Origin of the sequence: Methylomicrobium lacus, from assembly GCF_041897535.1 — a bacterium.
GTDB lineage: Bacteria > Pseudomonadota > Gammaproteobacteria > Methylococcales > Methylomonadaceae > Methylomicrobium > Methylomicrobium lacus_A.
This window is the reverse complement of the sequence record NZ_CP169217.1, coordinates 3,229,763-3,254,798: the sequence shown is the minus strand read 5'-3', so window position 1 is coordinate 3,254,798 and position 25,036 is coordinate 3,229,763. Positions and strand designations below refer to the sequence as shown.

General features: G+C 57.2%; 24 protein-coding genes. 8 read left to right on the top strand and 16 right to left on the bottom strand.

The window, feature by feature from the left end; translation table 11 throughout:
- The first annotated feature begins 20 nt into the window (after nucleotides 1-20).
- The 3 genes from ACEPPP_RS14495 to ACEPPP_RS14485 are packed head-to-tail and all read left to right on the top strand — an operon-like array spanning nucleotide 21 to nucleotide 3,409.
- Nucleotides 21-1,592 carry a DNA mismatch repair protein MutS gene (locus ACEPPP_RS14495; protein WP_374087832.1) on the top strand — a complete coding sequence of 524 codons (1,572 nt, stop codon included), beginning with the start codon at nucleotides 21-23 and terminating at the stop codon, nucleotides 1,590-1,592.
- Nucleotides 1,589-2,788, top strand: coding sequence for a formate-dependent phosphoribosylglycinamide formyltransferase (gene purT, locus ACEPPP_RS14490; protein ID WP_374087830.1), 1,200 nt, complete (start codon nucleotides 1,589-1,591; stop codon nucleotides 2,786-2,788). Before ACEPPP_RS14495 ends, purT begins: the two co-directional genes overlap by 4 nt.
- Before the next feature lie 12 nt (nucleotides 2,789-2,800).
- Entirely contained in the window at nucleotides 2,801-3,409 is a 609-nt protein-coding gene (locus ACEPPP_RS14485; RefSeq protein ID WP_374087828.1) for a lytic transglycosylase domain-containing protein, read from the top strand.
- 122 nt (nucleotides 3,410-3,531) lie between these two features.
- On the opposite strand, the gene ACEPPP_RS14480 is transcribed toward ACEPPP_RS14485, so the two are convergent.
- From ACEPPP_RS14480 to ACEPPP_RS14465, 4 genes are all read right to left on the bottom strand, one after another.
- A complete protein-coding gene (locus ACEPPP_RS14480; RefSeq protein WP_374087826.1) occupies nucleotides 3,532-3,951 on the bottom strand; it encodes a DUF6691 family protein in 420 nt (139 codons plus the stop codon).
- A gap of 4 nt (nucleotides 3,952-3,955) precedes the next feature.
- Nucleotides 3,956-4,387, bottom strand: coding sequence for a YeeE/YedE family protein (locus ACEPPP_RS14475; protein ID WP_374087825.1), 432 nt, complete (start codon nucleotides 4,385-4,387; stop codon nucleotides 3,956-3,958).
- A 15-nt stretch (nucleotides 4,388-4,402) separates the two neighbouring features.
- Nucleotides 4,403-5,701 carry an OmpP1/FadL family transporter gene (locus ACEPPP_RS14470; RefSeq protein WP_374087823.1) on the bottom strand — a complete coding sequence of 433 codons (1,299 nt, stop codon included), beginning with the start codon at nucleotides 5,699-5,701 and terminating at the stop codon, nucleotides 4,403-4,405.
- A 91-nt stretch (nucleotides 5,702-5,792) separates the two neighbouring features.
- Nucleotides 5,793-6,467: a class II aldolase/adducin family protein gene (locus tag ACEPPP_RS14465; RefSeq protein ID WP_374087821.1), complete on the bottom strand. Its 675-nt coding sequence runs from the start codon at nucleotides 6,465-6,467 to the stop codon at nucleotides 5,793-5,795.
- Nucleotides 6,468-6,710: 243 nt separating this feature from the next.
- On the opposite strand from ACEPPP_RS14465, the gene ACEPPP_RS14460 reads away from it, so the two are divergent.
- The 4 genes from ACEPPP_RS14460 to ACEPPP_RS14445 all read left to right on the top strand — a co-directional run bounded on the left by ACEPPP_RS14460 (nucleotide 6,711) and on the right by ACEPPP_RS14445 (nucleotide 13,193).
- On the top strand, nucleotides 6,711-9,248 hold the full coding sequence (locus ACEPPP_RS14460) for an EAL domain-containing protein (RefSeq protein ID WP_374087819.1): 2,538 nt from the start codon (nucleotides 6,711-6,713) through the stop codon (nucleotides 9,246-9,248).
- Between the two features lie 223 nt (nucleotides 9,249-9,471).
- Complete coding sequence (locus ACEPPP_RS14455; protein WP_374087817.1) at nucleotides 9,472-11,757, top strand: nitric-oxide reductase large subunit; 2,286 nt, start codon at nucleotides 9,472-9,474, stop codon at nucleotides 11,755-11,757.
- 95 nt (nucleotides 11,758-11,852) lie between these two features.
- Nucleotides 11,853-12,242 carry a DUF488 domain-containing protein gene (locus ACEPPP_RS14450; RefSeq protein ID WP_374087815.1) on the top strand — a complete coding sequence of 130 codons (390 nt, stop codon included), beginning with the start codon at nucleotides 11,853-11,855 and terminating at the stop codon, nucleotides 12,240-12,242.
- 6 nt (nucleotides 12,243-12,248) lie between these two features.
- Nucleotides 12,249-13,193: a hypothetical protein gene (locus ACEPPP_RS14445; RefSeq protein WP_374087813.1), complete on the top strand. Its 945-nt coding sequence runs from the start codon at nucleotides 12,249-12,251 to the stop codon at nucleotides 13,191-13,193.
- 33 nt (nucleotides 13,194-13,226) lie between these two features.
- Here the strand turns inward: ACEPPP_RS14445 and lipA are convergent, their stop codons facing one another.
- The 12 genes from lipA to ACEPPP_RS14385 form a co-directional block, all read right to left on the bottom strand.
- Nucleotides 13,227-14,189 (bottom strand): lipoyl synthase, encoded by a 963-nt coding sequence (gene lipA / locus ACEPPP_RS14440; protein WP_374087810.1) that lies wholly within the window; start codon nucleotides 14,187-14,189, stop codon nucleotides 13,227-13,229.
- Nucleotides 14,186-14,794, bottom strand: a complete 609-nt coding sequence (lipB, locus tag ACEPPP_RS14435) for a lipoyl(octanoyl) transferase LipB (protein WP_374087808.1) — start codon at nucleotides 14,792-14,794, stop codon at nucleotides 14,186-14,188. Before lipB ends, lipA begins: the two co-directional genes overlap by 4 nt.
- A 44-nt stretch (nucleotides 14,795-14,838) precedes the next feature.
- Nucleotides 14,839-15,102 carry a YbeD family protein gene (locus ACEPPP_RS14430; protein ID WP_374087806.1) on the bottom strand — a complete coding sequence of 88 codons (264 nt, stop codon included), beginning with the start codon at nucleotides 15,100-15,102 and terminating at the stop codon, nucleotides 14,839-14,841.
- A complete protein-coding gene (locus tag ACEPPP_RS14425) occupies nucleotides 15,099-15,938 on the bottom strand; it encodes a D-amino acid aminotransferase (protein ID WP_374087804.1) in 840 nt (279 codons plus the stop codon). The genes ACEPPP_RS14430 and ACEPPP_RS14425 overlap by 4 nt, the downstream gene beginning before the upstream one ends.
- Nucleotides 15,928-17,106 carry a D-alanyl-D-alanine carboxypeptidase family protein gene (locus tag ACEPPP_RS14420; RefSeq protein ID WP_374087802.1) on the bottom strand — a complete coding sequence of 393 codons (1,179 nt, stop codon included), beginning with the start codon at nucleotides 17,104-17,106 and terminating at the stop codon, nucleotides 15,928-15,930. Before ACEPPP_RS14420 ends, ACEPPP_RS14425 begins: the two co-directional genes overlap by 11 nt.
- Nucleotides 17,107-17,139: 33 nt before the next feature.
- Nucleotides 17,140-18,015, bottom strand: a complete 876-nt coding sequence (locus ACEPPP_RS14415) for a septal ring lytic transglycosylase RlpA family protein (RefSeq protein WP_374087800.1) — start codon at nucleotides 18,013-18,015, stop codon at nucleotides 17,140-17,142.
- Entirely contained in the window at nucleotides 18,008-18,979 is a 972-nt protein-coding gene (mltB, locus tag ACEPPP_RS14410; RefSeq protein WP_374087798.1) for a lytic murein transglycosylase B, read from the bottom strand. Before mltB ends, ACEPPP_RS14415 begins: the two co-directional genes overlap by 8 nt.
- Nucleotides 18,980-18,991: 12 nt before the next feature.
- Nucleotides 18,992-20,122, bottom strand: coding sequence for a rod shape-determining protein RodA (gene rodA, locus ACEPPP_RS14405; protein ID WP_374087796.1), 1,131 nt, complete (start codon nucleotides 20,120-20,122; stop codon nucleotides 18,992-18,994).
- A complete protein-coding gene (gene mrdA, locus ACEPPP_RS14400) occupies nucleotides 20,112-21,956 on the bottom strand; it encodes a penicillin-binding protein 2 (RefSeq protein WP_374087794.1) in 1,845 nt (614 codons plus the stop codon). The genes rodA and mrdA overlap by 11 nt, the downstream gene beginning before the upstream one ends.
- Before the next feature lie 14 nt (nucleotides 21,957-21,970).
- Entirely contained in the window at nucleotides 21,971-22,459 is a 489-nt protein-coding gene (gene mreD / locus ACEPPP_RS14395; protein WP_374087792.1) for a rod shape-determining protein MreD, read from the bottom strand.
- A complete protein-coding gene (mreC, locus tag ACEPPP_RS14390) occupies nucleotides 22,446-23,291 on the bottom strand; it encodes a rod shape-determining protein MreC (RefSeq protein ID WP_374087790.1) in 846 nt (281 codons plus the stop codon). The genes mreD and mreC overlap by 14 nt, the downstream gene beginning before the upstream one ends.
- Before the next feature lie 169 nt (nucleotides 23,292-23,460).
- Entirely contained in the window at nucleotides 23,461-24,507 is a 1,047-nt protein-coding gene (locus ACEPPP_RS14385) for a rod shape-determining protein (RefSeq protein ID WP_374087788.1), read from the bottom strand.
- Nucleotides 24,508-24,738: 231 nt separating this feature from the next.
- Here ACEPPP_RS14385 and gatC point away from each other — a divergent pair, with 231 nt between their 5' ends.
- Nucleotides 24,739-25,026, top strand: a complete 288-nt coding sequence (gene gatC / locus ACEPPP_RS14380; RefSeq protein ID WP_374087786.1) for an Asp-tRNA(Asn)/Glu-tRNA(Gln) amidotransferase subunit GatC — start codon at nucleotides 24,739-24,741, stop codon at nucleotides 25,024-25,026.
- Nucleotides 25,027-25,036: the final 10 nt, after the last annotated feature.

Genomic DNA, 25,036 nt, shown 5'->3' with positions numbered 1-25,036 from the left:
GCCAACACGAGAGATCACCGATGACGGAAACGCTATTACAAAGCTGGCAGAATGTCTGGCCCGATATCAAATCCACCCAGCCTTTGGACACCGGCACCGGCGTGATCGATCAGAGTGCTTTCAATACGATCGAAGTCGACAAGGTTTTCGAGTCGGTCAATCATTGCTCGACCACGCTCGGACAGGCGTTTTTGTACCGCTCGCTGTCCCGCCCGCTGGACGATCTCGAACAACTTCTCGCGAAGCAGGAAGCGGTCGCGGAACTCCAGCAAAATCAGGGGCTACGAGAAGCACTCGAACGCCTGCTGCAACATGCGGCCGATGGCGAAAAAAATCTGTATAGGCTGTTTTATGCGGAATTTGTCGGCTCGTTCGGCTCCGCGCGCGGCGAACATGAAATCGAAGGCTACGGCTACGCGCAGTACAAACGCGGCGTGCGCTTCATGCTCGACCTGGTCGACGGCATTCGCCAGATCGAAGCGCCCAAAAGCCGCTTCCTGAACGGCGTCTTCGACAAAATCAATGCGTTCGCGGCAAGCCGCGATTATTCGCTGATGGCGGGCCCGGTCTATGTCACCGAAGGCGTGATTCAAGCGAAGGAGGAAAAGCAAGGCTGGTTTCCGATTTCGGTGATTTTCAAGCCGCGCCTGTTCAAGCCCTTGATCTTCATCGCTCTGGCCTTTCTTCTCGGACTGCTGCCGATGGCGATGGGCATTACCTCACCCGCGCAGATCATTTTCTTCGCGCCGCTGTTCCTGGTTTATTTTCCGATCGTCGGCGGCTACGACCGCGACACTTGCATCATTCCCCTGCGCAATCAGTTTCGCAGCTCGCACGCGGTCGGCGAGGCGCTGGATGCGCTCGGGCAATTGGACGAATTGCTGGCCTTCGTCAAATTCTCCGAAGCCTTCGGCGGCGACATGGCGCTGCCGAAGCTGATCGATGCGCCGCATCACCGGATCAATCTGAGCGCTGCGCGGAATCCGGTGCTCGGCAAGACGAATCCGAATTATGTCGCGAACGATTTCGTGCTGGACGACGACAAGCTGGTCTTGGTCACCGGCCCCAACAGCGGCGGCAAGACCGCCTTCTGCAAGACGATCACGCAAATCCAGCTGCTCGCGCAGATCGGCTGCTATGTGCCGGCCAAGGCCGCGACCTTGACCGTCGCTGACCGAATCTTTTATCAGGCGCCCGAAATCAGCCATCTGGTCGACGGCGAAGGCCGTTTCGGTACCGAATTGAAACGCACCAAGGACATTTTCCTCGCGACCTCCGCGAAAAGCCTGGTCGTGCTCGACGAGATGTCCGAAGGCACCACCTTCGAGGAAAAAATGGAATCGTCGACGAACGTGCTGACCGGTTTCTATCGCAAGGGCAACAGCACGGTGCTGATCACCCACAATCATCAACTGGTCGATCATTTCATCGCCCAAGGCATGGGCATAGCCAAGCAGGTCGAATTCGCGCATGAGGCGCCGACCTACCGGCTGATCCCGGGCATTTCGCGCGTCAGCCACGCCGACCGCGTCGCCAAGAAGATCGGCTTTTCGAAAGAAGACATCGACAACTATCTCGCGGGCTCATCATGAAAATCGGCACGGCATTATCGAACAGCGCAACCAAGGCCTTGTTGCTCGGCAGCGGCGAACTCGGCAAGGAACTGGTCATTTCGCTGCAACGCTACGGCATCGAAGTGATCGCGGTCGACCGCTACGCGGACGCGCCGGCGATGCACGTCGCGCACCGCAGCCATGTGATCGACATGACCGACGGCGAGGCGGTCAAAAAGGTGATCGCGCTCGAAGCGCCTGATTACATCATCCCCGAAATCGAGGCGATCGCGACCGATGCCCTGGCCGAGATCGAACGGGAAGGACGCTCGACGGTCGTGCCGAATGCGCGCGCGATTCAATTGACGATGAACCGCGAAGGCATCCGCTCGCTCGCCGCGGAGGAGTTGAAGCTGCCGACCTCCGCTTACGCCTTCGCGGAAAGCTTCGCAGACCTGAAACAAGCCGTCGACGAAAAAATAGGCTATCCTTGCTTCGTTAAGCCGACGATGTCTTCATCCGGCAAGGGCCAGTCGATGGTCAAGACACCCGAGCAGCTGAAATCCGCATGGAATTATGCGAAGGCCTCAGGCCGCGTCGATACCGGCAAGGTGATCGTCGAGTCCAAGATCGATTTCGATTTCGAGATCACCTTGCTGACCGTGCGTGCGCTGAATCAACACGGAGAGATCGAGACCCGTTTTTGCGCGCCGATAGGCCACCGCCAGGAACACGGCGACTACCGCGAAAGCTGGCAGCCGCAGCCGATGACGCCCGCGGCGATCAAGGCCGCGGAGGACATTGCGTTAAAGGTCACCGGCGCGATCGGCGGGCGCGGCCTGTTCGGCGTCGAGTTGTTCGTAAAGGGCGATCAGGTCTGGTTTAGTGAAGTCAGTCCCAGACCGCATGACACCGGCATGGCTACAATGATTACGCAACAACAGAACGAATTCGAACTGCATGCCCGGGCGATCCTCGGCTTGCCGGTCGATACCGGACTCTTGAGAACCGGCGCCAGCGCGGTTATATTGAGCCAAGAAGAAGCCGACGATGTGGCTTATGACGGGCTCGCCGCCGCGTTGAGCGTGCCGGGCAGCGAAATCCGTCTGTTCGGCAAGCCGCGCGCGTTGGTGAACCGGCGCATGGGCGTCGCGCTGGCAAGCGCGGAAACGATTGAAGAAGCAAAAGAAAAAGCGGTGAAAGCCGCCAACTTGGTCATTATCAATCCAGGATAAGGAGGTGGAATCATGCTGAGATTAGCCACAGTTATAGTCACCCTAGGCGTGTCCGGTGGGGCGCTGGCCGACATTTATAAATATGTCGACAGTTCCGGCCGCTCCTACTACACCAATGTTAAGCCCCAATCCAGCAATAACGCGTACAAGCGCATCATGGTGACGAAACCGTACCATTATGCGCGGCCTGCCCCCACGATGGCCGGTTACAGAAACTATGTCGGGGGCAGTCAAAACAAGCAAAAATTCAGCGATCTGATCAACGCGGCGGCTTACCGCCATCAGGTCGATCCGAAACTGGTGCATGCGGTGATCCAGACCGAATCGGCCTATAACGCCGGCGCGATTTCATCGGCGGGTGCGGTCGGCTTGATGCAGTTGATGCCGGATACCGCCCGGCGCTACGGCGTGGACGACCGCCGCGATCCGGATCAGAACGTCGACGGCGGCACGCATTATTTGCGCGACCTGATCCAGATGTTCAGCCCGAACCTGGAACTGGCCGTTGCGGCATACAATGCCGGCGAAAACGCGGTGATCAAACACAATTATTCGATCCCGCCTTATCCCGAAACCCAAAACTACGTCAGACAGGTTTTAGAGCGATATAAGCGTTTGTGACTTATCGACCTGTGTCTTTATGAGACATGCCCCGGCTTGGGTCCGGGGCGGTCAAAAAAGGCGCCGCCGTCCTCAGACGAAGCGCGCCGCATCCAAGGGAAGGCCTTTTCGGCCGTTCGGATTTACGGTTTGGTTCGATGCAAAATGTGAAACAGCCACATCCCGAAAAGCATCGCGCCGACAAACACCCAGTTTCCCTGAAGCCCATAAATCAGCCCGGAAAACGCAGGACCGGGACAAAATCCCGACAAGCCCCAGCCGATACCGAACAACGCCGCGCCAGCGATAAGGCGGCCGTCGATCAGGTTCGGCGCCGGCGCTTGAAAGCTGTCCGTGCAGACCGGCTTTGAACGTTTGAGGATGAACCACTGCAGCGGCATCAAGGCGCCGAGCGCACTGGCCATCACCAGCAGCAGGCTCGGGTCCCATTGCCCCGCCACATCCAGAAAGCCGAGCACCTTGCCCGGATTGATCATTTGCGAGACATACAGCCCCAGCCCAAACAAGGTACCGCAGAGTAGCGCGGATAAAGCCAAAGCCATCCGATCAACTCCCCGCGCCGAGCAGGTGGCGCACGATGTACACGGTGATGCCGGCGCTGAGCATGAAAGTCAGCGTCGCGGCCAGAGAGCGCTTAGACAGCCGCGCCAGCCCGCAAATACCGTGGCCGCTGGTACAACCGCTGCCGAGGCTCGCGCCATAGCCGACCAGCAAGCCCGCGGCCGCCATCAACGGCAACGAATCATTGACCTGGACATCGACCGGCAGCCAACCTGTCTTGCTGATCAACAGAGGTCCCAGCACGAGACCCGCCAAAAAGCACAGCCGCCAGCCAGATTCCACACGCCGGAACGACAACAAGCCGCTGGCAATACTCGAAATGCCGGCGCGCCGCCCGTTCAGCAGTAAAAACAGCGCAGAGGAAAGACCAATCAGCAGGCCTCCGGCCAGCGCCGAAAAAGGGGTAAAGTTTTCCATAACACCGGCCTATCTTTAATCAAACTTCTTGGACCAGCCCAGCTGAAAGGAGTACTGATCCATTTCCAGTTCGATGTTCTGCTTTGGGCTCAGCGGGTTAGGCCCTTTGACCGAATTGCTCGGCGAATACATGAACGCAAAATTGACTTCGTCCTTGTCGCCGATCGCGCGGCTGAAGCCGGTCGTCAAGTGGTATTCCTGCACCCCCGGCGCCAGCACATTGAACAACACTTCGGACTTCGGAATCGGCTGCGCGCCGTAGCTGACGCCCGCGCGCAGGGTCCAGAGCGGGGCCGGACGCCACTCGGCGCCGAGTTTGAAGATGGTCATGTCCTTCCAGCCGAAACCGGGACCGCCATCCTCGCCGAGTCGCTTCGTCAACAGATTCGGCAACATCGGGTTGCCGACCGAATCGATTTGGCTGTAACGGATATGCTCGACGTCAAAGGAGGTCGTGATGTCCTTGTTGATGTCCCAGGCCAGGCCGAAGTTGAAGCTTTCGGGAATATCGAAGCCTCCTTGTTCGGCAAACAGCCCTGCATAGTCGTCTAATTTGGACATCGTGATGCGGCTTTTATACGACGCCCCGAACCGGACGCCAGGAATCAGCTCGACCAGGCCGCCGACCCTGACGCCGCCACCGAAGGAATAGTTATAGCCCTGGTTAGACAGATGCTCTGGATCACTCGAAAACGGCGCGAACGCGTTCAGGCCGCGCGCCTTGAACCGTTGAATCGCAAAAATCGGCGCGATACCGAACGAGAAGCGGCCATTGTTGAAGCTGTGCGCATAACTCGGCACGATGAAGGCCTGTGCCTTATCAATGCCGGTCGTTCCGGCGCAAAACGTGCCGCTGCCGCCCGGGAAGGGGCATAAAGGATTCGGCGTGGCGACATAATCGGTATTCATGCCGCCGTTGCCGTACAGCGTCACGCCGACCGCCTGCTCATTGTCGATCCTGTGGTTCCAGCCGATGGCCGGCACCGGAAACCATTCGCTGTCGCTTCTGACGGTGCCGGAATTGAGCGGGAACGCGCCGGGCGCCAAGGTCGGCTCGCCATCGACGGTATATTGGCGGCGCGGGCTGAACAGCTCGATTTCCGCATCCAGACGGTCGCCGAGATAGGCGCTGCTGGCCGGATTGACCGCGGCCGCGAACGAATCCAGCGGCCGCGCGGTGCTGGCGCCGGCCAAGGCTTTGCTGCGGGCGCCATAGCCGTGCGCAAAATAACCGTTGGTCGCTTCCGAAATGGCCGGCAGCCCTCCCAGAACGACCGCCACCGTGGCGGTTCGGTAAAGGTTTTTCGAAATCATTGTTGAGTTCTCCCTAATCGTTTTACAGAATATTCAAATAAAACGATGGTACCAAGTTCATGACTTCCCACAAAATGAAATTAATAGATTTTTATAGCGAATAATTCGATAAGAGTTCGCGGCGTTGCTCCCCCGCCCCAACAGGATCGGCCAACGCAAATGCCCTTGCCAAACAACGCGTCATCAGCCAACAGGCCTGCTCCGGCGTCTGGCCGTAGGTCAACAGGCCGTCTTGATGACCCAGCATCACGATCACGCCTTGCTCCTGATGGCTTTGCGCCAGGGCGCTGACCGCTTGCGCCATCGCCGGCGTGCCGTAGGCGATATCCGCCGCCACGCACGGCAATCCCAAAGACTCGGCGTGACGCCAGATCTCGGGGCTATGGCCGTGCGCCACGCAGCGAACCGTGGGCGCGGCCTGATAAATGGCCGCATGCGTCAAGGCTTCCGAAGACGGCGGCAGCGGCCCTTCGGCTGCCAGATAATTCTCATCCGGGCGCGCCCGCCGGACCCAGGCATAATGCTCGGCCGTCAACTGCGGCAAATGGCCGGTTTGGGTGCCGGTGATCCAAAAGCCGCCAGCATCCGACCGAAGGCTTAAGTTGCCGTAGCTCAGTCCGCCATAACGCGCATCATCCTGCCCGATCACGCCGAGCCTCCAGAGCAGGCTGCGCCAGGCGTTCAGATCGGCGAAGCCCGGCACGCTTCCGGCAGGCGTAACGTGATAATCGAGGCGGTATTTAATGACGCCTTCCTGTTCGCTCATGGTGTCGGCTGCTTGGGCAGAAAAATGATGGGATTCGACTCCGCTTGGAATTTACGTCTCGACTTGGGAGCCTGTCCGTATTGTATCATCGATGTACAACAAGCTATCGTCGCACTCGCTTAGATGACGCATTTCACAATCCCTCCATGGCATGGATTCGCGAAATAAACGGTAAAAAATAGTTAAGCTTCTTGTGTTTAACTAATGCGGAACTGCCAAGCCCTGGGAGGGTGCCATTTTAAGATGGAAAATATTAAACGCCATTTTGCGGTTGAAGAAGAGCATTGGAAGACCGAGCACAAACCAAATGCCTCGCAGATTCAACTGCTCAATCAAGTCTATACCGTTGTCGCCGAAACGAATCGAATTGCCAGGCACACGACGCATGCGGGCGAATTGTTCGACGCGGCATGCCGCATCGCGGTTGAGCACGGCGGCATGGAAATGGCGTGGATCGGCATGAATCCCCCCGGCACTGACCGCATTGAAGTGATCGCCAGCCACGGCGCCCGTCTTGACTGTCTGGATGAACTTGCTCAATCGGGCAATTGGCAGGCCAGCGCGGCATTCCCGATCGCGAGAAATGGGTCACCTTATGCGGTACTGACCCTTTACCACGCCGAAAAAAATGCCTTTAACGAACTGATCGTCAATCTGTTATATGGGATGGCGGACGACATCGGCTTCGCGCTCGACGCGATCGATGCCGAAGCCGAACGCCAAACCCTGCTGCGCGATCTGCGTAACAGCGAGGAGCGCTACCGCTTGTTGCTGGATTTGGCTCCCGATCAAATCTGGATCGCCGGGCCCGACGGACGGCTCGACTATGCCAATCGGCGCGCGCTCGATTATTTCGGCTGCAGCCTTGAGGAGATGCAGGGCTATGGATGGCAAAACCTCGTCCACCCCGACGATTTCCCCGGCGTATTAGCAACCCTGGCGGAATCGCTGCAAACCGGCAAAAACTTCAAGGGCGAGTACAGAATCCGCCACCATTCGGGCGAATACCGCTGGTGCTCGGCCAGGGCGCATCCGGCTTTTGATGAGGCCGGCCAAATCAAGAAGTGGTACGGCATCACCACCGACATCACCGAGCGCAAGCAAGCCGAGGAGCGGCAGCGGTTAACCGCCCGTATTTTTGATAGTACGTTGGAAGGCATTATCATCACCGACGCCGCTTGTCATATCATCGAGGTCAACGACGCCTTCATAGAAATCACCGGCTACACGCGCGAGGACGTGATCGGCAAAACCCCGCGAGTTTGGAAATCCGGCCATCATGAGCCGGAGTTTTATCAAGCGATGTGGCAGGCGATCAATGCAACGGGCCACTGGAGCGGAGAAATATGGAATCGCCGTAAGGACGGCATGGTATATCCCGAATGGATCACGATTTCGGCGATAACCGATGATAACGGCAAGGTAAGTCATTATTTCGGGATTTCATCGGATATTACCCTGCTGAAACAGCATGAAAAGCAACTGGAATTCATGGCGCATTACGATGCGTTGACCGGCATTCCCAATCGCGTATTGCTCGTTGACCGCATGCAACTCGCCTTGGCGAGGACGCGCCGCGAAAACAACCTGCTGGCGGTTTGCTATCTGGATTTGGACGGTTTCAAGCCGGTCAACGACACCTGGGGCCACGATGTAGGCGACATGGTGCTGATCGAAATCGCCAATAGGCTCAGTCATTCCTTGCGCGGCGGGGATACCGTCGCGCGTCTCGGCGGCGATGAGTTCGTCATTTTATTGCAGGGCATCGAGAATGCCGATGAATGCCGCAACAGCCTGAATAGGCTGATCTCGGTTATCGCACAAAACATTGTTCTCCAGGGCCAGCTTTATGCATTCACAGCCAGCATTGGCGTCACGCTTTATCCGCATGACAATGAAGATCCCGAAACCTTGTTGCGCCATGCCGACCAGGCGATGTATCAGGCCAAAAAATTAGGCAAAAATCGCTATCACATTTTCGACCCGACCGAGGATGTGCTGTTCAAAACGCATCACGAGAAAGTATCCACAATAGCTCAAGGCCTAATCGATCAGCAATTCGAGCTGTTTTATCAACCGAAGGTGGCTTTGGCCGAGTCGCATATCGTGGGAGCCGAAGCGCTGATCCGCTGGCGCCATCCGGAACGCGGCCTGTTGCCGCCCCGTGATTTTCTGCCCTTGATCGAAAACACCGAGCTGGATATCCAGGTGGGCGAATGGGTGATCAATACGGTGCTGATGCAAATGGAGCGCTGGCGCCGGGAAGGCCTGTCGCTTGAAATCAGCTTCAATATCTCGGCGAATCATCTGCAATCGCCGGGTTTTGTCGCCAAATTGCAGCAAAAACTGGCCCTTTATCCGGATTTGCCGCCCCGGCAATTGCAAATCGAAATTTTGGAGACGGCCGCCTTAAGCGACATTGCCGCAGTATTAGGCATTATCGAGGCTTGCGCGGCGATCGGGATCAGTTTCGCGCTGGACGATTTCGGCACCGGCTATTCTTCCCTGGCTTATTTGCGCAGGCTACCCTTCAACACGCTCAAAATCGATAAGAGTTTCGTGCGCGACATGCTGATCAATTCGGATGACCGCGCCATTGTGCAAGGCGTTATCGCCCTGGCCGACACCTTCAATCTGATCACTGTCGCCGAAGGCGTGGAAACCCAGGCGCTCCTGAGCGCCTTACGGGACATGGGCTGCGACATTGCCCAAGGCTATGGCATCGCCCGTCCGATGCCGGCAAGCGATTTCGTGTCGTGGTGCCGGAATTTTAGGATGTAGGAACGTAGGGGGATTCGCCGCCAGGCAATCCATCATAGCTTCGGGGCGTGCAGGCGTTTCGCTATCGCGAAAACGCCTTACAGGTTACCTGAATACAGCGTACCGGAATCAGGGCTACATACAATCAACGCTGTAATTCGCTTCGTTATGGGCTATGATCTGCCGAGGCAACCGACAAATCCGCTAAGCCCGACACATTCAATAGAGTCGCTGGGAGAATGCAATGGAAACCTACAGAACCACATTCACGATCAAGCGGCTATGGCTGATTCTGGCGGGCAGCATGATCGTCATGTTCGCGGTATTGCTGTATTTTGGCCGCGAAATTTACCACTTGGCGCCGCCGATCCCTGATCGTGTCCAAACCGCGGCCGGCGAGGTGCTGTATAGCCGCACCGACATTCAACGCGGCCAGAATGTCTGGCAATCCCTCGGCGGCATGCAGCAGGGTTCGGTCTGGGGCCACGGCGGTTATCTTGCTCCCGACTGGAGTGCCGACTGGCTGCACCGGGAAACCGAAGCTCTGCTGGCGCTGATCGCCGAACGCGAAACTCCCTCCGCATCCGGCAAGCTTCAGCATAAAATCCATGAAGCCATGCTGCGGGAAGAGTTGCGCGAAAATACCTTTGATCCAGGTACCGACGTGATGACTGTCAGCCCGGAACGCGCTGAGGCCATCCGCCGTGTCGCCGCGCATTACCGCGGCCTGTTTCAAGCGCACGATGGCTATCAGAAACTTCGCCGCGACTACGCCTTTCCGCTGCATGCAGCCCTTAACGACAAAGACGCGCATGCGCTGACCGCATTCTTTTTCTGGACCGCCTGGAGCACGGTGACCCAGCGCCCCGGCGGCGACATCAGCTATACCAGCAACTGGCCTTATGATCCCTTGGTCGGCAATACGCCCAGTGCCAGCGTACTGATCTGGAGCATCCTCTCGATTCTACTGCTGCTCGGCGGCATCGGCGGCCTGGTCTGGTATTACGTGCGTCAATACGACGTCTGGCGCGCCGATCTCGAACCGGAAACCGGTTATGCCAAAGAAGATTTTTTAACCGATGCGGCGATCACGCCATCGATGCGGGCGACCGCGAAATATTTCTGGGTGGTGACGGCGCTGTTCGCCGCGCAGGTTTTGTTGGGCATCGTCACCGCGCATTACGCGGTCGAAGGCCAGGGACTTTACGGTCTGCCGCTGGTCGACCATTTGCCTTATGTGATTACCCGCACCTGGCATACGCAACTGGCGGTGCTCTGGATCGCCACCGCCTGGCTCGCCACCGGGCTCTATGTGGCGCCGCTGCTTTCCGGGCACGAACCGAAATTCCAGCGTTTCGGTGTCAATCTTTTATTCTTCAGCCTGTTACTGATCGTCGTCGCTTCATTCGCCGGCCAGTGGCTGGCGATACACGGCTTTATCGATGATCTGAAAGTCAATTTCTGGTTCGGCCACCAGGGTTACGAATATACCGACCTTGGCCGGTTCTGGCAGATCTATCTGTTTATCGGTTTGCTGCTGTGGGTCGTGCTGGTACTCCGGGCCTTGTGGCCTGCGCTACAGGAAAAGACCAACCAGTCGCTGGTGTTTCTGGTGATCGTGTCAACGATCACGATCGGCTTGCTGTACGGGGCAGGCCTGCTGTGGGGCCAACACACCCATATCAGCATCATGGAATACTGGCGCTGGTGGGTCGTGCACCTGTGGGTCGAAGGCATCTTTGAAGTGTTCGCTACCGCGATCATCTCTGCCTTGTTCGTGCGCATGGGCATTTTGCGCGTCTCCGTCGCCACCACCATGATTCTGTTTGCCACCATCATCTTTCTCGGCGGCGGCGTGCTCGGCACCTTCCACCATTTGTACTGGAGCGGCACGCCGATCGCGGTATTGGCGCTCGGCTCGGTCTTTTCCGCGCTCGAAGTCGTGCCCTTGATGGTCGTCGGTTTTGAAGCCTACAATCAGGCCAGAGTCGAAAATCAGAGGCTCTGGGAGAAAGCCTACCACTGGCCGTTCATGTTTTTTACCTCCGTACTGGTCTGGAACCTGATCGGCGCCGGCCTGTTTGGTTTCCTGATCAACCCGCCGATCGCGCTGTATTACATGCAGGGCCTGTACACCACGGCCAACCACGGCCATGCCGCCTTGTTCGGCGTCTATGGCATGCTCGGCATCGGCCTGATGCTGTACTGCTTGCGCGGCCTGACCGATATCCGGCAATGGAACCAGAAGTTGCTGAAGACCGCCTTTTGGGCGTTGAATATCGGCTTGGCGATGATGACATTTCTATCGCTGTTGCCGCAAGGACTCTGGCAAACCTACGCCAGCGTCAAACATGGCTATGCCTATGCCCGCTCCGCCGAGTTCATGCACAGCGCGCCGATGGAAGCCTTGGTCTGGGCGCGTGTTCCCGGCGACCTGGTATTCGGCATCGGCGTTTTTGCATTTGTGGCGTTCGTGTTGCAGGCATTCAGGAAAAGAGCGGCCACGGCAGCAACGGATTTGAATCGATGAGTAGTGTCGAGGTCTAATTTTTTAAGGCCCTGCCCCACGATGAGGGTGGATATTTAGGGCTCTATTAACGACGTTGGGCGTGATGGGAGGGGCTGATGGTTGTTCGTGTTGTCAGGCTCGGCAGCGAGCGAGTGGAAGGCGAAGGCACACGCATCGGCACGGTGCGCAGGCCTCCGCGCGGCGTGCCGAAAGCCGAGTTCGCCTCAAGAAACTGGTACGACGTGTGGTTCCCGAATCTGGCGCCGAGCCTCGAAGCGATGAAACTGGCCCACGAGGCCAGGACTCCCGCAGACTGGGCCGCGTTCTTCAAGAAATACCGCGCGGAAATGGCAACGCCCGAGAACAGCCACGCGATCGAACTGCTCGCCGTTCTTTCCCACCAAAACAATTTCTCGGTCGGCTGCTACTGCGAGGACGAGGCCCATTGCCACCGTTCGGCGCTGCGCGAGCTTCTGGCCGAGAAGGGCGCCAAACTGGAAGAGTGAACACCGATGACAACGACCAAGAAATTGAAATGGCTATTGGTGCTGGTCCTGATCTTCGGCGGTTTTGCGATCTATAAATTTTTCGGCGTACTCGCGGCTGATCTGTCTCTAAAGGAATATGCCTGGCTATTCAAGATCGTTTCGGAATTCGGCCTGTTCCTGTCGGTGATTATCTCGGTCGGCTATGTGCATCATTGGCTGATCGCGGAGGAAGAGCACCGGGAATCGGAAAGCAATTTGCGGGAAACGCTAGAGACCTATGTGAATAAAATATTATTCAACTCGGTCAAGCGCGGCTTTTTGGGCATCACCCAGAAAGAGTTCGATTTCAGCCAGATCATGGCGGGTTTGAAGCCGGGCGATTATGTGTATTGGCTGATCACCTTCGATCCCCGCTTCAAAAACAAGTCGCGGGAATTGGAAAATGCGATCAAGAACGGCGTGCATTTCCGCTTGCTGATTTTGAAAGATGGCAGCCGAATCGGCGAATTGCGCGCAACCGAAACCACCGGATTCAATCCGCATGAATTCAATGAATACAGCAAGCTATTCAAGGTCTCGCTGGAAGACGTGATCGGGCGGATCGACGATGCGACTCCAGGTTCGCTCGGCGTTTTCATTTACGACGGCCTGCCCTGCGTGCCGTTATTCATCATCATTCGCAACGCGTCGAAAAAGGTCGCGGTTTACAACAGCTTCTATCTGACCGAGCCGGTTTCGAAAATGCCTTATTTGAATTGGGAAACGGTGTTAAAACTCGGCAGCCAGAGTTCGTTCGAGTCGGAAGACTGGAATATGGCTGATCTTTTTTTTGATTATTTCAAGACGCGCTGGGAAATCGAAAGGTCCCAGTTAGGCGCAGGCGATAATTCCGGGCAGGCCGAGCCCACTGATTTCATCCATGCCCCGGCCGCCGCCAAAAAGCTGTGTCTGACGCTTTATAACGAATAGACGATGGCGGCAAACATGCCGACTGCCGCGTACTCAGTCACTGAGAAGGCCTTGCGCCTGCAAGTCGGCATGATAGGACGAACGCACCATCGGCGCGCTGGCGACCTGTTCGAAACCCATATCCCTGGCAACCCGGCCGTATTCGTCGAATTCCGCCGGCGTGATATAGCGTTTGACCGGCAGATGCGCCTTGCTGGGTTGCAGGTATTGGCCGAGGGTCAGCATCGTGCAGCCGTGGTCAAGCAGATCCTGCATCACCCGATAGACTTCTTCCGTTTCTTCGCCCAGACCGAGCATCAGCCCGGACTTGGTCGGCGCCTCCGGCCGCGCTTTTTTATAGCCTTCGAGCAAGGCTAACGAGCCCGAATAGTCGGCGCCGGGACGGGCCTGTTTGTAAAGCCGCGGCACCGTTTCGAGATTGTGATTGAACACATCGCAAGGCTGCTCCCTCAGGATCGCGATCGCCTTGTCCATGCGCCCTCGAAAATCGGGCACCAGGATCTCGATCTTGGTGTTCGGCGATTGCTGCCTGATTTCCTTGATGCAGGCGGCGAAATGCGCGGCCCCGCCGTCGCGCAGGTCGTCGCGGTCGACCGAGGTTATCACGACATATTTCAGCGCCAAGGCCTTCAGCGCCTCGGCCAGCTGCCGGGGTTCGTGCGGGTCGAGCGGCAAAGGCTTGCCGTGCGCGACATCGCAAAACGGGCAGCGGCGCGTGCACAGATCGCCCATGATCATGAAGGTCGCGGTGCCGTGCTGGAAGCATTCGGCCAGGTTCGGGCAGGCGGCTTCTTCGCAAACCGTGTGCAGGTTATGCTCGCGCAGCAACTGTTTGACGCGGGTCACTTCATTGCCGGCGGACAGCTTGACCCTGATCCATTCGGGCTTGCGCAACGGCGCTTCGGTCGTTTCGACCTTGACCGGAATGCGCGCGAGTTTTTCGGTGCTGCGTTGATGGGTTTCCGGCGTGGCGCGGGATGGCGCTTGATAGGTCATGAGTGTAGTTTTTCCGTCAGTATGAGCAGCACGCGTTCGGCCAGTTGCTCACGATCGACCGCAACGCCAAGATCGGCCAGTTGGGTCACCTCGAGCCCGGCATAACCGCAGGGATTGATGAATTTGAACGGCGTCAAATCCATCGCGTGATTCAAGCTGAGGCCATGATAGCAGCAGTTGTTCTTGATCCGAATCCCGATCGAGCCGATTTTTTTGCCGCCCACATAAACGCCCGGCGCTTCGGGGCGGGCGATGGCGGCAATGCCGTAGTACGCCAGCGCATCGATCATCGTTTGTTCGAGCAGCGTGACCAGAGGGCGCACGCCCAGTTCCCGGCGTTTGAGGTTCAGCAGCGGATAAACGACCAGCTGCCCCGGTCCGTGATAGGTGACCTGCCCTCCCCGATCGGTCTCTACGACCGGAATCGCGCCGGTATTCAACAGATGCTCACGCTTGCCGTTCAGGCCGAGCGTATACACCGGCGGATGCTCGACGACCCAGATCTGATCGCCCGTCTCCGGCGTCCTGTCCAGGGTGAAGCGCTGCATGGCCTGCCAGGTCGTTTCGTAGTCCTGTAAGCCAAGTTGCCGGATCATCATCGTCATAGGGAAAAGGCCGAAGCCGAACGGCTTGCCGCACTGAGTCTGACTTATAACGTCATCAGGATATGCGGACTGCGGTTCAGGTCCAGGTAAATCGCATCCAGTTGCTGCCGGCTGTGCGCTTCGATCACGACCGTGATCGCGGTATAGTTGCCGCCCTTGCTCGGCCGCGAGGAAACCGCGCCTTCGCCGAGGTTCGGCGTATGCCGGCGCACGATCTCGACGACCAAGAGGTCGAGTTCGGGACTGCTCTTGCCCATCGCTTTGATCGCGAAGGTGCAGGGAAAGGTTAACAGGGATTCTTCGCTCATGAGGATTGTTTATAGGCCTGAAACAGGCGATTCATCGATTGCCAGACCGGCCCCGGCTTGCCGTCGCCTACGGGCAGGTCATCGAGTTCGACGACCGCCACGATTTCACGGATCGAACTTGCGATCCATACTTCATCGGCACGTTTCAGGTCCTCGATCGAAATGGCTTGTTCACGACAAGGTATATGGCCTGTTTCGGCAATTTTCAAGATCACCTGACGGGTAATGCCGGATAAGATGCCATCGCTCAAAGGCGGCGTCAGCAAAACGCCGTCGATGACCGCGAACACATTGCTTGAAGAGCCTTCGGTCACGAAGCCGTTTTTGATCAGGATCGCTTCCGCACCGCCGTACTCGGACGCTTCCTGTCTGAGCAACACATTGGCCAGCAAGGTGATCGCCTTGATATGGCAATGCTCCCAGCGGCTGTCTTCGAGACAAACGGCTTTGATCCCGGTGCCGCGGGCCGGATAAGGCGGGATAGCCGCACTCAATGCGAAAACGGTCGGCGCGACGTGTTCCGGGAACAGATGATCGCGCTTGGGAGCCGCGCCGCGGGTAATTTGCAGATAAATGTACTGATCGGTACCGTCTTCCAAGAGCGGAGCGAAAATGCCGCGCCATTCTTCCAGGCTGTGCGGATTGCCGATGTGGATGCAGGCGAGACTGTTGTCGAGTCTCGCCATGTGCGCTTCGAATTCAAACAGACGGCCGCGGTAGGCCGGGATCACTTCATAGACCCCGTCGCCGAACAGAAAACCGCGGTCCAGTACCGAAATGTGCGCGTCTTCGATAGGAAGGTAGCGCCCGTTTAAATAAACGGGTTTATTTGCCATCCGATTTCGCGAAGCGCATCAACACGCCATCGAGGAGCCGGCGGAACATATTGCCTTCGCCGACCGCATTCAACGCGATCAGGTCTTTCTGGTCAACCACCTTGTCTTTGTAGGTGACCTCGACCGTGCCGAATTTATCGCCGGCCTTGATCGGAGCCACGATCGGCTCATTGATGTGAATGGTGGATTTGACATCCTTGCTGCCGCCGCGCGGGACGCTCGCGTGCAGGCTTTCCGCAAGACCCAGGGCCACGGTTTGGGCATCGCCTTTCCAGACCCGCGCATCGGACAAGGACTTCTTGCCTTCGTAAAGGCGCGGCGACTCGAAGAAGCGGAAGCCGTAGTTCAGCAGATTCTGGTTTTCGACGGCCCTGGCGCTGGCGCTTTTGGTACCCATCACGACCGAAATCAGGCGCATGTCGTTCCTGAGCGCGGAGGCGACCAGGCAATAACCCGCATCATCGGTGAAGCCGGTCTTGACGCCATCGACCGTGCTGTCCCTGGACAGCAACAGGTTGCGGTTATGCTGGACGATGTTGTTGTAGGTGAATTCTTTTTGCGAGAACCAGGGGTAATACTGCGGAAATTCCCTGATCAACGCGTTCGTCAATATCGCCAGATCCCGCGCCGAGGTGTAATGGTCCTCGATCGGCAAGCCGTCGGCGTTTTTGAAATGGGTATTTTTCATGCCCAGACGCGCGGCATGCTGGTTCATCATGTCCGCGAAGGTCGATTCGTCTCCGGCGATGTGCTCGGCCAACGCGACGCTGGCATCGTTACCGGACTGGATGATCACGCCTTTCAAGAGGTCTTCGATCTTGACCTGCGCATTCACTTCGACGAACATCCGGGAACCCGAGGTGCCCCAAGCTTTTTTGCTGATCGTGGCGAGATCGTCCAGGTGCAGGTGGCCGTTCGCCAGTTCCTTGAACACCACATAGACGGTCATGATCTTGGTCAGGCTGGCCGGCGCCAGCTTTTCGTCGGCATTGCTTTCGGCCAGCACTTTGCCGGTCTGGAAATCCTGCACGATATACGCCTTCGCATCGATCGTCGGCGGCGCGGGCGTCTGGATCTCAACGGTCTCCGCATTGGCCTGCAGCACGGTGGCGAGCAGGGCAAGCGCACAAAAATTTACGATCAGTATCGAATTTCTATTAAAAAACATTACGCTACAAGGCTAACTGAATAAACATTAGCGCTATTGTACCATGACGCTTCCGTTTTGGTCGTTTTCAGTCACGTATTGGGCGCCGGTGATACCCAGCTTGGCGAGTTGCAGGTTCAGCTTGTCGGCCCCGGATTTGCTATCGAGCGGACCGATTTGAACGGTGTAAAGCGTGGAGTTGTGGTGGCGCGAAGGGAGAATTTTGGCTTTGGCCAGATGCTTGGCGGCGATCTTACTTCGGACTTTCTGCGCCTCCCTGGAGCTTTTGAAAGTCCCCACCTGCAGGTAGACGCCCTGTTTTCGCTGCTCTTTCGCGGTCTGTCGCATCTTGCGTATCGCCTGTTCGGCCGATATCGACTTGATTTCGACGGGTGCGGTGCCCTTCATTTCCAGTTCTTGGGCGGCGGCGTAGGATAAATCCAGCAGGCGATTGCCGACAAAGGGCCCGCGATCGTTGATGCGCACGATCACCTTGCGGTTGTTTTCGAGATTGGTGACCTCGGCCCAGGAAGGGATCGGCAGGGTTTTATGGGCGGCGGTCAGCGCATACATATCGAAAACTTCGCCGGTGGCGGTTTTTTTGCCGTGAAATTTTGGCCCATACCAGGATGCGATGCCCTGTTTCAGGTAGCGGGCGATGCGCGGCAGCAAGGCTTGATCCTGATCGGACTCCTGCTCGGCCTCATCGGCGGAGGGCTCGGATTTGCTGATGTTCAGTACGGTATGATGGCGGAATTGATGGTTGGCGGTCAGATGCCGCCCAGGCCATGTTTGGAATTCGGATGCTGCGCTTTCTGTGGCGGAGGGCGGGACAGCGAGCAGGTCCGCCGCAGTGGAAGAGGTTTTGACTTGGGTCGTTGAGCAACTGCAAAGCACAGTTATAGAGAGAGCCGGTATGATTTTATTCATAGGGGGATGGTAATTGATAATTTAAGAGGGCCTGGCTGAGCTGATAAACGGCCATGGCGTAGAGCGAACTGTGGTTATAACGTGTGATCACGTAAAAGTTGTCTAAAACAGCCCAGAGTTCATCGCCATGCTCTTGTTCGAGCGCCAGAAGATTTACTTTACTGTCTAAAGGTAGCGGTCTTGAAAATTCAACACGACCCGATTCTAACTCACTTATTCTTAAATATGCCTTAAATTTATCATTTAAAAGTGTTTTATAGCCCGCATTTTTGGCAAAAACCCGCACCGCAACCGGCTGGTTTTTGACCCAGCCATGGGCCCTGAAATAGTTGGCAACACTGGCGATAGCGTCTTTTGGGTCGTGCCATAAATCGCGGTTGCCGTCCCGGTCGAAATCGGCCGCAAAAGAACGGAAGCTGCTCGGCATGAATTGCGGCATTCCCATCGCGCCGGCATAAGAACCTGTCGGCTGTAAGGGATTGACCTTTTCTTCGCGGCACAGGAGCAGGAATTGCTCCAGCTCGCCGGTAAAGTAACGGCTGCGCGGCGGGTAGTTGAAAGCGAGCGTGGAGAGCGCGTCGATGACCCGGTAAGAACCGGTGCGGCGGCCGTACAGCGTTTCGACGCCGAGAATCGCGACGATGATTTCCGGCGCTACGCCGTATTGCTCCGAAACCTGCGTCAGGGTTTCCGCGTGTTGCCGCCAGAACGCCGCGCCCTCCTTGATCCGCGCCTCGGTCAGGAAAATCTTGCGGTATTTATGCCAGGGCATCCCCTCCGCGGGCGCGGCCATCTTTTTCAGCACCTCGTCATTGATTTTGACCTGATCGAATACCTCTTCGAGTTCGTCCTCGGCAAACTTGTGTTTGGCGACCATCGTGTCGATGAATGCGCTTTTTTCGGGATGCCGGGCGCAGGATACGGTCAGGAACAGACTACAGAGCAGAGCGGCGCGCACGAACATAAGGCAATTTCCTCAAACGATCGAAAATTTTTGGTGGGTATGGATCGACATCAGGATGCCGAAGCCGGAGAGCAGGGTCACGATCGAGGTGCCGCCGTAACTGATCAAGGGCAGCGGCACGCCGACGACCGGCAGGATGCCGATCACCATGCCGATATTCACGAAGACATAGACAAAGAAGGTAAAGGCCAGCGCGCTGGCCAGCAAACGGTTATAACTGTCGCGCGCCTGCGAGGCGATATAGAGGCTGCGCGCGATGATCAACATATATAATGCCAGCAAACCGAGACAACCGAACAAGCCAAACTCCTCCGCGAACACCGCGAAGATGAAATCGGTCGAACTTTCCGGCAGAAATTCGAGCTCGGACTGTGTGCTGCCGAGCCAGCCCTTGCCGTAAATGCCGCCGGAACCGATCGCGATCTTCGACTGGATGATATGGTAACCGCGCCCCAGCGGGTCGGCTTCCGGATTCAAAAAGGTCCGCACCCGATCGCGCTGATAGTCGTGCATCAAATGCCAGATGACCGGCGTCGAGGCGCCGATCAAGCCGATGATAGCGCCGATGAACCAATAAGACAGACCGGCGAAAAACAATACCGCCGCTCCCGCCGAGGCAACCAGGATCGCCGTGCCGAGGTCCGGCTGCTTCGCGATCAACAGGGTCGGCAGGATGATCAGAAAACCGGCGATCAGGACTTGTTTCGGCTTCGGCGGCAAATGGTGTTCGGCCAGATACCAGGCGACCATCATCGGCGTGGTGATCTTGATCATTTCGGACGGCTGAAAGCGGAAAAAGCCGAGATCGAGCCAACGCTGCGCCCCCTTGCCGATCTGTCCCATGATCAATACCGCGATCAACAAAAAGATGCCGATGCCGAACAATATCGCCGAATAGCGTTTGAACTGCATCGGATTGACCTGCGCCAGCGCGGTCATCAGCAGAAACGCGAGGCCGACGCGCGCGGCCTGACGCAGCAACACGCCGAAATCCTGGCCGCCGGAGCTGTACAGGATCACAAAACTCAACAGCGCAGTCAGAAACAGGCAGAGGAACAACGGAATATCGATATGCAACTTGCGCAGAAGCTTGCCGATCATTGACGGAGGCTGCAAATGTTCGAAGCGGGTTTCAGTCTTCATGAAGCGTTTTTAGGTATTGTTTGATCACTTTGCCGGCGATCGGAGCGGCGACCGTACCGCCGTGACTGCCATGCTCGACGACCACCGCAACCGCGATTTTCGGGTCGTCGGCCGGCGCAAAGGCGACAAAGAGCGCATTATCGCGCAGTTTAAAGTCGATTTCGCTCTCGTTGTATTTGGCGCCCTGCTTGATGCCGAACACCTGCGCGGTGCCGGTCTTGCCCGCAATCTGGTAAGGAATGCCGTAGCCGATCCGTTTTGCAGTGCCGGCGGCGCTATGCACGACGTTGATCATGCCGGCAAAAATCGCGTCGAGATGACCGGCTTTCAGCGGAATGCTCTCGCCATGCTTTTCCGGCCCCCTCAGGACGCCTTGCGGGGTGATGATCTTGTCGACCAGAAACGGCGTGACCACCTCGCCGTGATTGGCCAGGGTCGCGGTCGCCCGCGCCAATTGCAGCGGCGTGACCTGATGATAGCCCTGACCGATGCCGGAAATCAGCGTTTCCCCCTCATACCAGCGCTGCTTTCTCTTGGCTCGCTTCCAGGCCGGCGACGGCAATAGACCGGCCGACTCGCCATAGAGATCGATGCCGGTCTTTTCACCGAAGCCGAATTGCTGCAGGAAATCATGCAGGTTCTGGATGCCGAGCATTTGCGCCAAGCGGTAGAAATACACATCGCAGGACTCGGTGATGGCCCGGATCATGTCGACCGAACCGTGCCCGCCCTTGCGCCAGTCTCGGTATTTGTGATCGACGCCGGGCAAGGTGTAATAGCCGGGGCAATACAGGCTTTGCGGCGCGTGAATCTTGTCGTATTCGAGTCCAGCCAGCGCGACGAAGGGTTTGATCGTCGAACCGGGCGGATACAGGCCGCGCAGCGCGCGGTTATAAAGCGGCTGATTTTCCGATTCGTTCAAGGCCTTATAGGCTTCGCCGGAAATGCCGACCACGAAAGGATTCGGATCGAAACCGGGACGGCTTGCAAACACCAGCACGCCGCCGGTCTTCACATCGATCGCGACCACCGCACCGTTATAAAAATCGAGCGCGTCATAAGCGGTTTTTTGCAGATCGATATCGAGTGTCAGGTAGAGATTCGCGCCGGGGACCGGTTTGACCTCATTGATCGTATTCAGCGAGCGCCCCTGCACATTGGTTTCGATCTCCGCGTAGCCGGTCTTGCCGTGCAGTTGCGTCTCATAAGTCCGCTCGATGCCCAATTTGCCGATGTGATTGGTGCCCTGGTATTCAGGCATCGGCAAGTCCTTCAGTTCGGCCTCGTTGATGCGCCCGACATAGCCGACCACATGCGAAGCGAGATCATAATAAGGGTAATGCCGCACCTGGTGCGTCTTGATTTCGACGCCCGGAAAAAAAGGCATCGCCACTGCGAATTTGGCGAGCTCTTCTTCGGTCATCGCGGGCAACAGCGCCACACTGTTGAAGCGTTTTTCGCGCTTGCGTTGTTTGTGGAACTGCTCGATTTTCTCGCCCGGCAGATCGAACAGTTTTTGCAGCCTGGCCAGGGTGTCGTCGATGTCCTCGATCTGCTCGGGGATCAGTTCGAGACTGTACGACGGGGTATTTTCGGCAAGCACCTTGCCGTTGCGGTCGTAAATGATACCGCGGGTCGGCGGCACCGGCGTCAGTTTGACGCTATTCTCCTTCGCCAGCGTCGCATAATGCTCATGCCCGACGATTTGCAGATAAACGAGCCGCACGATCAGGCCCACGGTCAACAACACGATGAAGGTCAGCGCGACATAGATGCGGCGCAAAAACAGGCGGCTCTCGGCCTGATCATTTTTTATCGAAAACACGCGGCCCATAGCTCAGACCCCGCTTACTTGACGCGCTTGGCCAGACGCACGAAGCGCAATGTCGTATAGACCAGAGGCCAAGCCAACGTGCCACTCAGTACCGGCAACCAGAAAGTCGCATGCAATTGCGCCGGATGCTGCGCGTTTTTGATGAAGAACAATAGCAACTGCGACAGCAAGAGACAGAAAAAAATGAACAAGGCCTGCTGTATCAACGGGTACAGGCGCAAGCGTTTGTGCAATTTGAGGCAAAGATATATCACCAGCGAGTAAGCCAGCGCGTATTGGCCCAGTAGCCTGCCGAGCAGCACATCGGTCAACAGGCCGAATGACCAGGCATGAAAGATGCCGACGCGCTCGGGCACCGCCAGCGACCAATAGATCAGACTCAGCAGGACCCAGTCCGGATTCAAAAAGCCCCAATCGCCAGGCAACGGCGCGATTCTCAAAGCCAGCGCCAAGCCCAAGGTAATCACGATGCGGCCCCAGGCATACCGGCTATTCAATAGCATCTTCGAGCACCTCTTTCTGTTCGGTGGCCTTTTTCGAGTCCAGGGGAATCGGCGTCGAGTTGCTCCACACGATCATCAGCTCGCGGCTGCGGTCCAGGAAGGCTTTCGGGGTTGCGGTCACGGTCGCGAACGGTTTGTCCGATTCGGAGGTGAATTTATCGACGACCGCGACCGGATAACCTTGCGGAAACACGCCGCCCAGGCCCGAAGTAATCAACAGGTCGCCGGGCTTGATGTCGGCATCGTTCGGCAGAAACGGCAAGACCAAACGATTGATCTGGCCGCTGCCGACCGCGATCGTCAACAGGCCGTTCCGGTTCACCTGCACCGGTATCGCATGGTTCGGGTCGGTGATCAGCATCACCTCCGAGGTCATCGGGAAGGACCGGACCACCTGGCCGACCACGCCGTTCTCATCCATCACCGCTTGCTGCGGATGCACACCGAAACGGGTACCTTTGTTCACGGACACGATATGTTCGTAAGGCGCCATCTTGATCGACAAAAGCTCCGCGATCATCACCTGCTCGCCGAGTTTGAACGAATTTTCGAGCAACGCGCGCAGGCGGATATTTTCCTTTTCGAGCGCATCGAGCTTCAACAACCGGGTCTGCTGCATCAGGTGGTCTTCCCGCAAATGTTCATTTTCTTTTTTTAAATCCGTGTACGACTGGACTGAATCGGCGGTTTGCCTGAACAGAGAGACGGGCATGTCGACCAGGTATTTTACCGGGTCGGTCAGCAGCGACAGCGTGGTGCGCAAAGACTCCAGATGCCGGGTTTTTTGGTCTAAGGACAGTAAGGCGATCGAGGCGAGCACGGCGATCAACAAACGGGTATTGATCGAGGGGCCGGTAGCGAATAACAGTTTGATGGTGAAAATCCTCGGCGGTGGCTCCCGGTCGCGGCAAACTGACCTGCGACCGGCAGTTGTCGTAACGTATTAAACAAACAACGGCGTGGGCTGGCCGACCGCGCCGCGATCCGGGCAAGGAAGCGAATCACTCCAGAGAAAATGCGGAGACGCCCTTCTTGTCCATCATTTCGAGCACCATGCCGCCGCCGCGCGCGACGCAGGTCAACGGGTCGTCCGCGATAAACACCGGCAGACCGGTTTCCTCGGAAATCAGCCGGTCAATATCTTTGAGCAGCGCGCCGCCGCCGGTCAGATAGATGCCCCGGTTCGCGACATCTGCGCCCAGTTCGGGCGGTGTCTGCTCGAGCGCGGCCTTGACCGTGCTGACGATGCCGGACAACGGCTCCTGCAAGGCTTCGAGAATTTCATTGCTGTTCAGCGCGAAACTGCGCGGCACGCCCTCGGCTAGATTGCGGCCCTTCACTTCCATTTCCTTGACCTCGCTGCCGGGATAGGCGGTGCCGATTTCCATCTTGATTTTTTCGGCGGTCGCTTCGCCGATGAGCGTGCCGTAGTTGCGGCGCACATAGTTGATGATCGCGTCGTCGAAACGGTCGCCGCCGATCCGCACCGACGACGAATACACGATGCCGTTGATCGAGATTACCGCGACTTCGGAGGTGCCGCCGCCGATGTCCAGCACCATCGAACCGCAGGCCTCATCGACCGGCAAGCCGGCGCCGATCGCGGCGGACATCGGTTCCTCGATCAGATACACTTCGCGCGCGCCCGCCATTGCGGCAGACTCGCGGATTGCGCGGCGCTCGACCTGGGTCGAACCGCAAGGCACGCAGATCAAAATGCGGGGGCTCGGGCGCAGAATTTTACTTTTATGCACTTTTTCGATAAAAAAGCGCAGCATGCGTTCGGTAACCGCGAAGTCGGCGATCACGCCGTCTTTCAGCGGGCGGATCGCGGTAATATTGCCGGGGGTCCGGCCGAGCATGCGTTTCGCGTCGGCGCCGACGGCCGCGATCGTCTTCGCTCCGCGGACTTTGTCTTCCTTGATCGCGACAACCGAAGGCTCGTTCAGGACAATGCCCTGCCCCGGGATATAGATCAAGGTATTAGCGGTTCCAAGGTCGATGGAGAGATCGTTGGAAAAGATTCCGCGAATTCTTTTGAATAGCATTTGAGGATGGTTCCTGACAGGAAATAAATTGGACTACTTTATCAATCGAGCGGGTATTCGAGCAAGATATAGTATCATATTTTAAGGGCCGGATTCTGAATACCTGTTGGCACTTTCCGCCCGCGGCTAGCGCACTAAATGAGGCTAATTGCCACTGCACGGTAAAACCCCGCGTCACAGCGCGTGCCCCCCCTATCCGGCGGCTGTTTTAAATATTTTTGGAGCAAATCGATGTCGTTAACGGCAGAGGAAGTAAAAAAAATCGCGCATCTGGCGCGCCTTGGAATCGACGAACAGGACGTGCCGCATTATGCGGAGGACTTGTCCGGCATGCTGGAGCTGATGGCCGCGATGGGCGCGGTCGATACCGGCGGCGTGCAGCCGATGGCGCATCCATTGGACTTGCAGCAACGGCTCAGAAGCGATGCCGTGACCGAACGCAACGAGCGCGAAAAATTTCAGGCGATTGCGCCGCAAGTCGAGGCCGGGCTGTATCTGGTGCCGAAAGTGATTGAATAAAGGATAAACC